Origin of the sequence: Bradyrhizobium sp. KB893862 SZCCT0404, assembly GCF_018130885.1 — a bacterium.
In the GTDB taxonomy this organism is placed as follows: domain Bacteria; phylum Pseudomonadota; class Alphaproteobacteria; order Rhizobiales; family Xanthobacteraceae; genus Bradyrhizobium; species Bradyrhizobium stylosanthis.
Genome location: NZ_JAFCLT010000002.1, coordinates 955,781 through 969,513 on the forward strand (window position 1 = coordinate 955,781; position 13,733 = coordinate 969,513).

Annotated in this window: 10 protein-coding genes; 6 read left to right on the forward strand and 4 right to left on the reverse strand. The window is 64.5% G+C overall.

Translation table 11 applies throughout. From position 1 onward, the window contains the following. Window positions 1-78: 78 nt before the first annotated feature. The 4 genes from JQ617_RS13330 to JQ617_RS13345 form a co-directional block, all read right to left on the reverse strand. Window positions 79-1,617 (reverse strand): SpoVR family protein, encoded by a 1,539-nt coding sequence (locus JQ617_RS13330; RefSeq protein ID WP_063689696.1) that lies wholly within the window; start codon window positions 1,615-1,617, stop codon window positions 79-81. Beyond that, entirely contained in the window at window positions 1,614-2,891 is a 1,278-nt protein-coding gene (locus JQ617_RS13335; protein WP_208608629.1) for a YeaH/YhbH family protein, read from the reverse strand. Before JQ617_RS13335 ends, JQ617_RS13330 begins: the two co-directional genes overlap by 4 nt. A gap of 19 nt (window positions 2,892-2,910) precedes the next feature. Beyond that, window positions 2,911-4,854, reverse strand: coding sequence for a PrkA family serine protein kinase (locus JQ617_RS13340; protein ID WP_063689700.1), 1,944 nt, complete (start codon window positions 4,852-4,854; stop codon window positions 2,911-2,913). Window positions 4,855-5,154: 300 nt separating this feature from the next. Beyond that, on the reverse strand, window positions 5,155-5,829 hold the full coding sequence (locus JQ617_RS13345) for an STM3941 family protein (RefSeq protein WP_212026686.1): 675 nt from the start codon (window positions 5,827-5,829) through the stop codon (window positions 5,155-5,157). Between the two features lie 292 nt (window positions 5,830-6,121). Between JQ617_RS13345 and JQ617_RS13350 the strand changes: the two genes are divergently transcribed. Genes JQ617_RS13350 through JQ617_RS13375 form a run of 6 tightly spaced genes read left to right on the forward strand, consistent with a single transcriptional unit; the run spans window position 6,122 to window position 13,607 of the window. After that, window positions 6,122-8,971, forward strand: a complete 2,850-nt coding sequence (locus JQ617_RS13350; protein ID WP_212026687.1) for a bifunctional transaldolase/phosoglucose isomerase — start codon at window positions 6,122-6,124, stop codon at window positions 8,969-8,971. 13 nt (window positions 8,972-8,984) lie between these two features. Further along, entirely contained in the window at window positions 8,985-9,983 is a 999-nt protein-coding gene (gene gnd / locus JQ617_RS13355; RefSeq protein WP_212026688.1) for a phosphogluconate dehydrogenase (NAD(+)-dependent, decarboxylating), read from the forward strand. Between the two features lie 28 nt (window positions 9,984-10,011). Further along, window positions 10,012-11,523, forward strand: coding sequence for a glucose-6-phosphate dehydrogenase (gene zwf, locus JQ617_RS13360; RefSeq protein ID WP_212026689.1), 1,512 nt, complete (start codon window positions 10,012-10,014; stop codon window positions 11,521-11,523). Beyond that, the gene (gene pgl / locus JQ617_RS13365; RefSeq protein WP_212026690.1) at window positions 11,520-12,269 is read left to right on the forward strand and encodes a 6-phosphogluconolactonase; all 750 of its coding nucleotides are present in this window, start codon (window positions 11,520-11,522) and stop codon (window positions 12,267-12,269) included. Before zwf ends, pgl begins: the two co-directional genes overlap by 4 nt. Next, window positions 12,256-12,798 carry a gluconokinase gene (locus JQ617_RS13370; protein WP_212026691.1) on the forward strand — a complete coding sequence of 181 codons (543 nt, stop codon included), beginning with the start codon at window positions 12,256-12,258 and terminating at the stop codon, window positions 12,796-12,798. Before pgl ends, JQ617_RS13370 begins: the two co-directional genes overlap by 14 nt. After that, entirely contained in the window at window positions 12,795-13,607 is an 813-nt protein-coding gene (locus JQ617_RS13375; protein ID WP_212026692.1) for an HAD family hydrolase, read from the forward strand. The genes JQ617_RS13370 and JQ617_RS13375 overlap by 4 nt, the downstream gene beginning before the upstream one ends. Window positions 13,608-13,733 lie beyond the last annotated feature (126 nt).

Here is a 13,733-nt window from a genome sequence, read left to right on the forward strand (position 1 = left end):
GAACGCGCACCTCAGGGGTGACGGAGTGAGCTGGCGCTCGGCCTCTCTCAATTCCGTCGGAGCCCGGTCTTGCCAGCCTCAGGCCACCGCCGCCGGGATCGGGCGCGGGCTCACGACGTACTCTCGCAACACCTTGTCGTTGGCGTCGACCTCGATCAGCGAGACGTCGTAGGTCCAGAGATCGGCGAGGTGCTGCAGCACGCGCTTGGCGTCGGTCTCGTTGAGCTGCGAGCCCTTGATGACGTGGTGATGCAGGATCAGCCGGCGGTCGCCGGAGAGATCGACGTCGACCACCTCGATATTGGCGTCGATGTAGCCGACATCGTGCTGCCGCGCCAGCTCGCGCCGCACCCGGCGGAAACCGCGATCGTCGTGGATTGCATCGACCCGGATGCCGGCGCGCTCTTCGGGATCGTCGTGCAGGTGGAACATGCGGAAGTGCCGCATCAATCTGGGACTCAAGAATTGCGCGATGAAGCTTTCATCGCGGTAGTTGGCCCAGACGTCGCGCAGCACGCCCATCACGTCGTTCTTGCCGGCGATGTCGGGGAACCATTCGCGGTCCTCGTCTTCTGGATTGGTGACGATGCGCTCGATGTCCTGCATCACGGCGAAGCCGAGCGCATAGGGATTGAAGCCCGAGAAGCGTGGATCGTCGAATTCGGGCTGGAACACCACGTTGGTGTGCGAACCCAGGAATTCGAGGAAGTTGCCGTCGGTGATGCGGCCCTGCTGGTGCAGCGCGGTCATGATGCGATAGTGGACGTAGGTCGCCGTCCCCTCGTTCATCACCTTGGTCTGGCTCTGCGGATAGAAATACTGCGCGATGTGGCGGACGATGCGCAACAGTTCGCGCTGCCAGGGCGCCAGCCGCGGCGCGCTCTTCTCCAGGAAGTAAAGCAGGTTCTCCTGCGGCAGGCCGAGCAGCTTGCGGCGGCGCTCGATGCTGAGCGCTGACCTGGTCTTGCTCTTGCCGGCCGGGACGGTGCGCCAGAGATCGTTGAAGACCTCCTCCTCGTGCTGGCGGCGGCGCCCTGCCCGCTTCTCCTCGGCGCGCAGGTCGAGCGTCTTCTTGCCGGGATAGCGATCGATGCCGTGCGACATCAGGGCGTGCGCAGCGTCGAGGGTGCGCTCGACCTCGATGCGGCCGTAGCGCTCCTCGCACTGCATGACGTAGTTCTTGGCGAAGTCGAGATAGTCGAGGATGCCCTCGGCATCGGTCCACTGCTTGAACAGATAGTTGTTCTTGAAGAAATGGTTGTGGCCGAAGGCGGCGTGCGCGATCACCAGGGTCTGCATCGTCGCCGTGTTCTCCTCCATCAGGTAGGAGATACAGGGCGAGGAGTTGATCACGATCTCATAGGCGAGGCCCATCAGACCCTTGCGATAGGACGCCTCGTGATAGGCGAATTGCTTGCCGAACGACCAGTGCTTGTAGAACAGCGGCATGCCGACGGACGAGTAGGCATCCAGCATCTGTTCGGCGGTGATGACCTCGATCTGGTTCGGATAGACGTCGAGGCCGAGATCCTTCAGCGCCACCTCCTCGCAGGCATCGGTAATGCGCTGCAAGGTGTGGAAATCCCAATCGGCGCCTTCGAACAAACGTCCCGTCATGGAGCGGCTTTCTCCTGAGCAGTTTCGCGGCGCTGGAACAGGTCGTGGAACACCGGGAAGATCTCGCTGCGCTCGGAGACCTTGCGCATCGAGAGCGGTGCGCCGCTGTTGCGCAGGCGCTCGTAGAGGGTCCAGAGCGAAGAGTCGGAGAGATCGAAGGCGCTGCCGCCGGATTCCCCAACCTCGAGATAGGCGAAGAACTGGCAGACCGGCAGGATCTTCTCGGTCAGCAGCAGCCCGGTGAGCTCGCCGTCGGAATAGGAATTGTCGCCGTCGGAGGCTTGAGCGGCGTAGATATTCCAATCCGACGGATTGAAGCGCTCGCGCACGATCTCGTGCATTGCCTGCAGCGCGCTGGAGACCAGCGTGCCGCCGGAAGCCGGGCCGTAGAAGAAGGTCTGCTCGTCGACCTCCTCGGCGCGGTCGGTGTGTCGGATGAAGACGATCTCGACATGCTTGTAGCGCCGCTTCAGGAACACGTAGAGCAGCATGTAGAAGCGCTTTGCGAGGTCCTTCATGTGCTCGGACATCGAGCCGGAAACGTCCATCAGGCAGAACATCACGGCCTGCGCGACGGGCTTGGGCACCGTCTCGAAGCGGCGGTAGCGGATGTCGAGCGGATCGATGAAGGGAATGCGCTTCGACTTGGCCTTCAGCGCCTCGAGCTGGGCAAGAAGCTCGGTCCGCTCGTCCTCGTCGGTGCAGGCGGCGATCGCGGCCTCGAGCTCCTCGATCTCCTCCTTGCGGGGACGCTTGAGCGCGATCCGGCGCGCCAGCGCGAGCTTCACCGTCCGGCTCACCGAGATGTTGGCGGGCGAACCCGACGTGGTGTAGCCGGCGCGCTGAATGCCCTCGCTCTCGGTCTGCGCGATCTTGCGCTTGGCAAGATCCGGCAGCTCGAGGTCGTCGAGGAAGAGATCGACGAATTCGTCACGGGAGAGGACGAAGCGGAAAGCGTCCTCGCTGTCGCCTTCACCGGGACCGGAATCCTTGGCGCTGCCCTGGCCGGAGCGCTGGAGATAATCGCCCTCGATGAACTTCTTGTTCCCGGGCAGCACCATGTCGCGCGTTCCGCCTTCACGGCGGAACCGCGGCTCGTGCATGCCGTCGAGCGGTATCGTGACCTCACCACCCTCCAGGACGTCCTTGATGTCGCGTTCCTGCGAGGTCTTCTTGACGGCGCCCTGCACCAGGGATTTGGCCCGACGCAAGAACCGCTGGCGGTTCTCAAGACTCTTGCCGCCTGGATTCAGGCGCCTGTCAATAATGTGAATGGGCACTTTTCCATCCGCCTCAACCGGCCTGCTTCACACGCATGTACCATTCGACGAGCCGGCGAACCTGACGCTCGGTGTAGCCGCGCTCCACCATGCGTGCGACGAACTCACCGTGCTTCTTCTCCGTCTCGCCGTCCTTCTTCGACCCGAAGGAGATGACCGGAAGCAGGTCCTCGACCTGGGAGAATATCCGCTTTTCGATCACGTCGCGAATCTTCTCGTAGGAGGTCCAGGTCGGATTCTTGCCGCCGTTCTGGGCCCGCGACCGTAACGAGAATTTGACGACCTCGTTGCGGAAGTCCTTGGGGTTGGCGATGCCGGCCGGCTTCTCGATTTTCGTCAGTTCCTGGTTCAATAATTCGCGATCCAGCAGCTGCCCCGTATCGGGATCCTTGAAGTCCTGGTCCTCGATCCATGCATCGGCATAGTCGACGTAGCGGTCGAACAGGTTCTGGCCGTAATCCGAGTAGGATTCGAGATAGGCCTTCTGGATCTCGTTACCGATGAACTCGGCGTAGCGCGGCGCCAGATCCGCCTTGATGAACTCGAGATAGCGCTTCTCGACCTCCTCGGGCAGCTGCTCGCGCCGGATCGACTGCTCCAGCGCGTACATCAGGTGCACGGCGTCGGCGGCGACCTCCTGCGGATCGTGGTTGAAGGTGGCGGCCAGGATCTTGAAGGCAAAGCGCGTGGAGACGCCGTCCATGCCTTCGTCGACGCCGGCGGCATCGCGATACTCCTGCACGCTGCGCGCCTTGGGATCGGATTCCTTCAGGCTCTCGCCGTCGTAAACCCGCATCTTGGCGAACACCGTGGAGTTCTCGTGCTTGCGCAGGCGCGACATCACCGAGAACCGCGCCAGCGTCTCCAGCGTCGAGGGCGCGCACGGCGCGGACGCGAGCTCGGAGCCCTGGATCAGCTTCTCGTAGATCTTCTGCTCTTCCGTGATGCGCAGGCAGTACGGCACCTTGATCACGCAGATGCGGTCGATGAAGGCCTCGTTGTTCTTGTTGGACTTGAAGCTCGCCCACTCCGCTTCGTTGGAGTGCGCCAGGATCACGCCCGTGAACGGGATCGCACCGATGTTCTCGGTGCCGATGTAGTTGCCTTCCTGCGTCGCCGTCAGCAGCGGATGCAGCATCTTGATCGGCGCCTTGAACATCTCGACGAACTCGAGCACGCCCTGGTTGGCGCGGTTGAGGCCGCCGGAATAGCTGTAGGCGTCGGGATCGTTCTGCGCGTAGGTCTCGAGCTTGCGGATGTCGACCTTGCCGACCAGCGAGGAGATGTCCTGGTTGTTCTCGTCACCGGGCTCGGTCTTGGAGACGGCGATCTGGCGCAGCCGCGACGGCTGAATCTTGGCGACGCGGAATTGCGAGATGTCGCCGCCGAAGGCCTCCAGCCGCTTGTAGCACCACGGGCTCATCAGCCCGGTGAGACGCCGGCGCGGAATGCCGTACTTCTCTTCCAGCATCGGTCCGAGGTTATCCGGATCGAACAGGCTGAGCGGGCTCTCGAACACCGGCGAGAGCTCATCGCCGGCCTTGAGCACGTAGATCGGGTGCACTTCCATCAGCGACTTGAGCCGCTCGGCGAGCGAGGATTTGCCGCCGCCGACCGGTCCGAGCAGATAGAGAATCTGCTTGCGCTCTTCGAGGCCTTGCGCGGCATGGCGGAAGAAACCGACGATGCGCTCGATGGTTTCTTCCATGCCGTAGAAGCCGGCGAAGGCCGGATAGGTGCGGATGGTGCGGTTCAAAAAAATACGGCCAAGGCGTGGGTCCTTGGCCGTGTCAATCGTCTGGGGGTCACCGATCGCTGCTAGAAGTCGTTCGGCCGCGTTGGCGTATTTCATGGGATCGCTTCGACACGATTCCAGATATTCCGCCATCGACATGTCGTGCTGGCTTCTCGCCTCGAACGACCGAGCGAAAGCGTTGAATAGAGAATCGTTGTACATGATCCCTCTCCGCGTGAGTTCCGCTACAAGCTGAAACGAAAGCAGTTACTGGACCGTTCCTCAGGCCGCTTCTCGAATCAGCGTGAGCACATGACGATCATTGGACACCCGGGGACCGACTCGACGCAACGCACAACGTAGGCAACCGGGTGAGTTACGAACAGGCACCTGCCTGTTATTTATGCGAATCTATGTATATCTTCGCTCATTTCCAGCAAATGTCACTCGGTCGCAACATCCGGGCGTTACCGGATATCCGTTCATCCGGCGGTGCAGCATAGGCGCCTGCCGGCGGCAGCTTTATGACGCTTGTACGGCCAGGCCTTGAGCGCCAGAGTCACGATTGACAGACTCTTGATCGCGGTCGCGCCGCGATGCGGTGCGTGAATCGCTGGCGGCATGGCACTCGCGGCAAGCGCGCAGCAATGTCTCAAAATCGGTCGCCAGGCCCTCGGCGGAGATGAGGATGCGATCGTCCTGTGCGCCGCGCGAGGCCGTCCGGCTGCTGGCGCGAATGCAGGAGAGCTGCCGCTGCAAGTCCGGCGTCGGCGTCAGCACGATCATCCTGTGCCCGCGGCGCTCCGCGGTCGAAATCTCCGCGATCGACTCCCACAGCAGAAATTCGTTGCCGATGCGCAGGTCGCGGATGCCGTAGGGCGTCACGATCACCACGGCCCCTCGTTCGGAGGGGAGCCGCCAGATCAGCCAGCCGGTGATCAGGCCGAACACCGCGACGCCGGCATAGCCGGCCGCCGTGTCGTAGTCGCCGAGGCTATCCCACCAGTCGAAGGCGAGGCTCGCGCTGAACACCATCATCGCGAAGCCGGCCGCGACCAGCAGCCGCAAGCGCATGGCGCATTGCCCGATTTCGAGATCGTGGGAGGCATCGGCGCATATGGCCGGCGCGACCGATTGCGGGACGGCAAGATCGCGGCCGTCAGGAAGTACGTGCATGCTTTCCCCCAGCACGGCCATTCGCGACCGAACCACAACCTATCGGGCGGATCGGGATCCGTTGACGACCCGCTGTGCAGCGGCCGGCAGACGTTACGCAATCAGATCTCGGCCGAACCTTTCCCGGCCAACGACTTTTTACGCAACACAGCCACTCCCGCCTGGATCGCCATGATCGCGACGGAGTTACACTGGAGGATATGACTCCCACACGCTTGATTGGTTCCCTCCCGGGAGCATGTAAGCTAGAGGATAGCGCGTCAGGACCGGCGCGGAAACCCCTCGCCCGCAGGCTTGGAGATAAATAACTATCATGAATCCCGTCAAAGAACTGGAAAAGCACGGACAGGCTGTCTGGCTGGACTTCCTGGCCCGCGGCTTCATCGCCAAGGGCGACCTGAAGCGGCTGATCGACACCGACGGCGTCAAAGGCGTCACCTCCAACCCCTCGATCTTCGAGAAGGCGATCGGCAGCTCGGACGAGTACGACGCTCCGATCGGCAAGGCGCTGAAGCGCGGCGACCGGACCGTGGCCGACCTGTTCGAGGCCGTCGCCGTCGAGGACATCCAGAACGCCGCCGACGTGCTGCGCCCGGTCTATGACCGCCTCAAGGGCGGCGACGGCTATGTCAGCCTGGAAGTCTCGCCCTACCTCGCGATGGACACCGCCGGCACCGTCGCCGAGGCGCGGCGGCTGTGGAAGGACGTCGGCCGCAAGAACCTGATGGTGAAGGTGCCCGCGACGCCGGAAGGCCTGCCCGCGATCGAGACGCTGATCGGCGACGGCATCAGCATCAACATCACACTGCTGTTCTCCAAGGCGGTCTATCTCGAGGTTGCGGAGGCCTATCTTTCGGGCCTGGAAAAATACGTCGCCGACGGCGGCGATCCGTCGCATGTCGCGAGCGTGGCGAGCTTCTTCGTCAGCCGCATCGACGCGGTGGTCGACAAGCAGCTCGACGAGAAGATCGCACGCGCCAACGATCCCTCCGAGAAGGAGCGGCTCGCCGCGCTGAAGGGCAAGGTCGCGATCGCCAACGCCAAGCTCGCCTACCAGGACTACAAGCGCCTGTTCTCGGGTCCGCGCTGGGAGAAGCTCGCCGCCAAGGGCGCCAAGCCGCAGCGCATGCTGTGGGCCTCCACCGGCACCAAGAACAAGGATTACAGCGACGTGCTCTATGTCGAGGAGCTGATCGGCCCCGACACCATCAACACCGTGCCGCCGGCGACGCTCGACGCGTTCCGCGACCACGGCAAGCCGCGCGACAGCCTGGAAGAGAACGTCGAGGACGCAAGGCGCGTGCTGGAAGAGCTGGAGCGCTCGGGCATCTCGCTCGATGCGATCACCGAGGAGCTGGTCAAGGACGGCGTCAAGCTGTTCGCGGACGCCGCCGACAAGCTCTATGGCGCGGTCGCGCACAAGCGCGCCACCGTGCTCGGGCCGGCGCTCGACCGCCAGCAGCTTTCGCTCGGCGACGGGCTCGGCAAGGCCGTGGCCAAGAGCACCGAGGAATGGCGTGCCGCCGCGAAGATCCGCAGGCTCTGGCAGCGCGACAAGTCGGTCTGGACCGGCACCGACGAGAACAAATGGCTCGGCTGGCTCGACAGCGCGGCCAAGGCCGACGTTGCCGACTACGAGGACTATGCGGGCCGCGTGAAGGGCCAGAAGTTCTCCGATGCCGTCGTGCTCGGCATGGGCGGATCGAGCCTCGGACCCGAGGTGCTGGCCGAAACCTTCGGCAAGAAGCCCGGCTTCCCGAAGCTGCACGTGCTCGACTCCACCGATCCGGCGCAGGTGCGGGCGATGGAGGACAAGATCGACATCGCCAACACGGTCTTCATCGTCTCCAGCAAGTCCGGCGGCACCACCGAGCCGAACGCGATGAAGGATTATTTCCACGCGCGCGTCGCCAAGGCCGTCGGTCCCAAGGTGAAGACCGGCCATCGCTTCATCGCGGTGACCGATCCCGGCTCGTCGCTGGAGAAGGCGGCGAAGAAGCTGAACTATGCCCGCATCTTCCATGGCGAGCCCTCGATCGGAGGGCGCTATTCGGTGCTCTCGCCGTTCGGTCTCGTGCCGGCGGCAACCGCGGGCATCGACGTCAAGACCTTCATCAAGCACGCGCTTGCGATGGCGCGCTCGTGCGGGCCGGACGTGCCGCCCGCCGAGAACCCGGGCGTGCAGCTCGGCCTCGCCATGGGGCTGGCCGGGCTCGAAGGCCGCGACAAGGTGACGATCCTCTCGTCGAAGAAGATCGCCGATTTCGGCGCCTGGGCCGAGCAGCTGATCGCCGAATCCACCGGCAAGGAAGGCAAGGGCCTGATCCCGATCGACGGCGAGCCGCTGGGCGATCCCTCGGTCTATGGCAACGACCGCTTCTTCATCGACATCCGCATCGAAGGCGAAGCGGACGCCGCGCATGACTCGGCTCTCGCCGGGATCGAAGCGGCGGGCCATCCCGTCGTGCGTATCGCCGTGAAGTCGATCGAGCATCTCGGCCAGGAGTTCTTCCGCTTCGAGATGGCGACCGCCGTGGCGGGCTCGATCCTCGGCATCAACCCGTTCGACCAGCCCGACGTCGAGGCGGCCAAGATCAAGACCCGCGAACTGACGGCATCGTTCGAGAAGACGGGGGCGCTGCCGGACGAGCAGCCCGTGGTCTCGACCGACGAGGCCGATCTCTACACCGACGAGGCCAACGCCACGGCGCTGCGCGCCGCCGGCGCCAATGGCGATCTCACCTCCTGGCTCAAGGCGCATCTGTCGCGATCCGGCGCGGGCGATTATGTCGCCCTGCTCGGCTACATCGCACGCGACAAGGCCACCATCGACGCGCTCCAGGCCATGCGGCTCGAAGTGCGCGAGAAGCGGCATGTCGCGACCTGCGCCGAGTTCGGGCCGCGCTTCCTGCACTCCACGGGGCAGGCCTACAAGGGCGGCCCCGACAGCGGCGTGTTCCTCCAGATCACCGCCGACGATGCCAAGGACCTCGCCGTACCGGGCCAGAAGGCCAGCTTCGGCGTGATCAAGGCGGCGCAGGCGCGCGGCGATTTCGACGTGCTCACCGAGCGCGGCCGGCGCGCACTGCGGGTGCACCTGAAGGGCGGGCTCGAGAAGGGCCTTGCAACGCTCAATGCTGCGCTCAACGACGCGCTGAACTAAGGGAATCCATTACATGCAACTCGGCATGATCGGCCTCGGCCGGATGGGCGGCAACATCGTTCGCCGCCTGATGCGCCACGGACATTCGACCGTGGTCTACGACAAGGACGCCAAGGCCGTCGCCGGCCTTGCCGCCGACGGCGCAGTCGGCTCGGCGACGCTGGAAGAGTTCATCTCCAAGCTCGAGCGGCCGCGCACCGCCTGGGTGATGCTGCCGGCAGGCCACATCACCGAGACCACGATCGACACGATCGCGGGCGTGATGCAGGAAGGCGACGTCATCATCGATGGCGGCAACACCTTCTGGCAGGACGACGTCCGCCGTGGCAAGGCGCTGAAGGCGCGCGGCATCCACTATGTCGACGTCGGCACGTCCGGCGGCGTCTGGGGTCTCGACCGCGGCTATTGCATGATGATCGGCGGCGAGAAGGCCGTGGTCGACCGGCTCGACCCGATCTTCGCCGCGCTCGCGCCCGGTGCCGGCGACATTCCGCGCACCGAAGGACGCGAGGGGCGCGATCCCCGCATCGAGCAGGGCTACATCCATGCCGGCCCCGTCGGCGCCGGGCATTTCGTCAAGATGATCCACAACGGCATCGAATACGGCCTGATGCAGGCCTATGCCGAAGGGTTTGATATTCTCAAGAACGCCAATATCGACGCCCTGCCCGCCGATCATCGCTACGATTTCGATCTCGCCGACATCGCCGAGGTGTGGCGGCGCGGCAGCGTGATCCCGTCCTGGCTGCTCGATCTCACCTCGACGGCGCTGGCCGACAGCCCGCAGCTTGCGGAATATTCCGGCTTCGTGGAGGATTCCGGCGAAGGACGCTGGACCGTGAATGCCGCGATCGACGAGGCCGTGCCGGCCGAAGTGTTGACCGCCGCGCTCTACACACGTTTCCGTTCCCGTCGGGAACACACCTTCGCCGAAAAAATTCTCTCTGCGATGCGCGCCGGCTTCGGCGGGCACAAGGAGCCGAAGCAGCCGGGCGCTTCGAAGCCGAAGTGAGCGTAACCAAAGCGAAGGCCGATCGTTCGTGACACAAGACCCGCAAGCCAAGCGCAAGCCGGAAAATTGCGCCTTCGTCATTTTTGGCGTCACCGGCGACCTCACCCATCGCCTGGTGATGCCCTCGCTCTACAATCTCGCCGCCGAGCACCTGCTGCCGGAAAAATTCTGCGTGGTCGGCGTGGCGCGCAAGAGCCAGTCGGATGACGAGCTGCGCAACAGCCTGATGAAGGGCCTGCGGCAGTTCGCGACGCGGCCCATCGACGACGACATCGCCAAGAAGCTGCTGGAATGCGTGACCTTCGTCGAGGCCGATCCGAAGGACCCGCCCTCGTTCGACCGCTTGCGCGAGCATCTGGATTCGCTGGAATGCGCGCAGGAGACCGGCGGCAACCGCCTGTTTTATCTCGCAACCCCGCCGGCCGCCTTCGCGCCGACCGCGCGCGAGCTCGGCCGCACCGGCATGACGAGGGAAAACGGCGCCTGGCGGCGCCTCGTGATCGAAAAGCCGTTCGGCACCGACCTCGCATCGGCCAAGGCGCTGAATGCCGAGCTGCTGAAGATCATGGACGAGCACCAGATCTACCGGATCGATCATTATCTCGGCAAGGAAACGGTGCAGAACATTCTGGTGCTGCGCTTTGCCAACGGCATGTTTGAGCCGATCTGGAATCGCAACCACATCGACCACATCCAGATCACGGTGGAAGAGAAGCTCGGCGTCGGCCATCGCGGCGGCTTCTACGACGCCACCGGTGCGCTGCGCGACATGGTGCCGAACCACCTGTTCCAGCTGATGTCGCTGGTCGCCATGGAGCCGCCGGCGCGCTTCGACGCGCATTCGGTGCGCTCGGAGAAGGCCGACGTGCTCACATCGATCCAGCAGCCGACCCGCGAGGAAGCGCTGAGGAACTCGGTGCGCGCGCAATATCTCGCCGGGCGCATCGGCGACGACGAGATTCCGGACTACCGCAAGACCGAGGACGTCAAGCCCGGCAGCACCACCGAGACCTTCGTCGCGCTCAAGCTGATGATCGACAATTGGCGCTGGGCCGGCGTGCCGTTCTATTTGCGCACCGGCAAGGCGCTGGGCCACAAGCGCACCGAAGTCGCGATCAAGTTCAAGCAGGCGCCGCTGTCCATGTTCTCAGGGACCACGGTCGACCGCCTGTCGCAGAACTTCCTGACCATCGGCATCGCGCCGACCGAGACCATCGAGCTCCAGTTCAACGCCAAGATCCCGGGGCCGAGCATCACGATCGACGGCGTCGAGATGAAGTTCAAGTACGGCGACTATTTCCGGGCAGATCCCTCGACCGGCTACGAGACGCTGATCTACGACTGCATGATCGGCGACAACATCCTGTTCCAGCGCGCCGACGGCATCGAGGCCGGATGGCAGGCGGTGCAGCCGTTCCTGGACGCCTGGACAAGCGAAGGCACCAACGGCATCGAGACCTATGAAGCCGGCAGCGACGGCCCGAAATGCGCCGACGAGCTGCTGCGGCGCGACGGGCGAAGCTGGCGGAAATACTCGTGAGCGCGGCCGGACAGCCGAAGCTGATCGTCGCAGGCGACGCCGAGGCGCTGGCGCTAGCCGCCGCCGAACGGGTGATGGCGCGGATCGCGGCCAACCCCTCGCGCATCGCCATCTGCCTGACCGGCGGATCCAGCCCGAAGAAGCTCTATCAATTGCTCGGCAGCGACGCCTGGCGCGGCAAGATCCCGTGGGACCGGGTGCACTGGTTCATCGGTGACGAGCGCTTCGTGCCCGAGACCGATCCGCTCAACAACATGGCGGTGGCCCGCGCCACCTTCCTCGATCGCAACGCGCCGGCCGGCCACCTCCACCCGATTCCGACCGTGGTCGAAAATCCGGACGAGGGCGCCGCGGCCTATGCGCACGAACTGCAGGCCTTCTACGGTTCGGACCAGCTCGACCCGGCGCGGCCGCTGTTCGACCTCGTCCTGATGGGCGCCGGGCCGGATGGCCACACCGCCTCGCTATTTCCCGGCTACCCTGAAATCGAGGAGACCCGGCGCTGGGCCGTCGGCGTTCCCAAGGCGAACGTCGCGCCCTTCGTGCCGAGGATCTCCCTCACCCTGCCGGCTCTGGCTTCCTGCCGCGAAATGCTGTTCGAGATTGCCGGGCACGACAAGCAGCCGATCTTGACGCGCCTCCTCAATGGCGAGAATCTGCCGGCCTTACGCGCGCGCTCGAACGGTGAGACCGTCTGGCTGGTCGACAGGGCCGCGCTTCCGGAGGAATTTCGTGGGCCGCGTTGAAGCACCTTGTGCGTTGATCGTGATGGGCGTGTCGGGTTCGGGCAAAAGCACGGTCGCAGGCGCGCTCGGCCAGCGGCTCGGCTGGCGCTTCGAGGACGGCGACAGCTTTCATCCCGCCAGCAATGTCGAGAAGATGCGGGCGGGCCATCCCCTCACCGACGAGGACCGCTGGCCCTGGCTCAACTCCATCGCCGACGAGATCGAGCGGGTCTGCAAGGGCGGCGGGCACATCATCATCGCCTGCTCGGCGCTGAAGCACACTTATCGGGACGTGCTGCTGCGCGGCCGCAGCGACGTCCGCTTCGTCTTTCTGCGCGGCACCAAGGAGCTGATCGCCGAGCGGCTGGCGCAGCGCAAGGGCCATTTCATGCCGCCCGGCCTCCTGAAGAGCCAGTTCGACACGCTGGAGCCGCCTGAAACTGGCGAGCACGTCGTCACCGTCTCCATCGACGAGACCGTCGAGGCGATCGTGGACGGCATCGTGCGGCAATTGAAACTGGGCGGTGCGATACCCAAGGTTCTGCCATGACCCCCATCTCACTCGTGGTCTCCGACGTCGACGGTACGCTGCTGACCAAGGACAAGACGCTGACCGACCGCGCGCGGAACGCGGTGCAACGGCTGCACCAGGCCGGCATCGGCTTCACCATCACCTCGAGCCGCCCGGCGATCGGCATGCGCTTCCTGATCGAGCCGCTGGCGCTGTGGCTGCCGGTCGGGCCTTTCAACGGCTCCTCGATCATCGATCCCGAGATGAGGCCGGTCGAGCAGCACCTGATTCCCGCGAGCGCCGCCGAGCGGTCCTTGCAAATCCTCCGCGACTTCGGCGCAGACATCTGGCTGTTCACCGCCGACAAATGGCTGATCGACAATCCCAGCGGCAAATACGTCGCGCACGAGCAGCACACGATCCGCTCCGACCCGACCATCATCACCGATTTTTCGCCGTATCTCGCCAGCGCCTGCAAGATCGTCGGCGCCAGCGCCGACGCGGCCGGGCTCGCCGCTTGCGAGAAGGCGATGCAGGAGGCGCTCGGCAGCGAGGCCACTGCGGTGCGCTCGCAGACCTATTATCTCGACATCACCCCGCCCGGCTTCAACAAGGGCACGTTCGTCGAGTTTATGGCCAAGCGCCTGGGCATCTCGACCGACGCGGTCGCCACCATCGGCGACATGCAGAACGATCTGGCGATGTTCCGCGTCAGCGGCACCTCCATCGCCATGGGCAACGCCACCGACAACGTCAAGGACGAGGCGACCCACGTCACAGGGAGCAACGAGCAGGACGGTTTTGCGGAGGCGATGGAGATGATCTTGAAGCGGAACGGGGTTGGCTGAGGCCCGATAGTACGAAACTCGACTGGCACCGCGATGGCAGTATGTTCCCTTCCCCCTTGCGCTGGAGGGTTAGGGAGGGGGGTAGCCCAGGAAAAGGTGACGCTGTTGATGCACCAGCAGCTGGTG

What these genes read in the sequence shown, in the direction of transcription:
- JQ617_RS13330 (WP_063689696.1), bottom strand. Translation starts at nt 1,617, where the DNA reads ATGACGGGACGTTTGTTCGAAGGCGCCGATTGGGATTTCCACACCTTG.
- JQ617_RS13350 (WP_212026687.1), top strand. Translation starts at nt 6,122, where the DNA reads ATGAATCCCGTCAAAGAACTGGAAAAGCACGGACAGGCTGTCTGGCTG.
- JQ617_RS13340 (WP_063689700.1), bottom strand. Translation starts at nt 4,854, where the DNA reads ATGTACAACGATTCTCTATTCAACGCTTTCGCTCGGTCGTTCGAGGCG.
- gnd (WP_212026688.1), top strand. Translation starts at nt 8,985, where the DNA reads ATGCAACTCGGCATGATCGGCCTCGGCCGGATGGGCGGCAACATCGTT.
- JQ617_RS13345 (WP_212026686.1), bottom strand. Translation starts at nt 5,829, where the DNA reads ATGGCCGTGCTGGGGGAAAGCATGCACGTACTTCCTGACGGCCGCGAT.
- JQ617_RS13375 (WP_212026692.1), top strand. Translation starts at nt 12,795, where the DNA reads ATGACCCCCATCTCACTCGTGGTCTCCGACGTCGACGGTACGCTGCTG.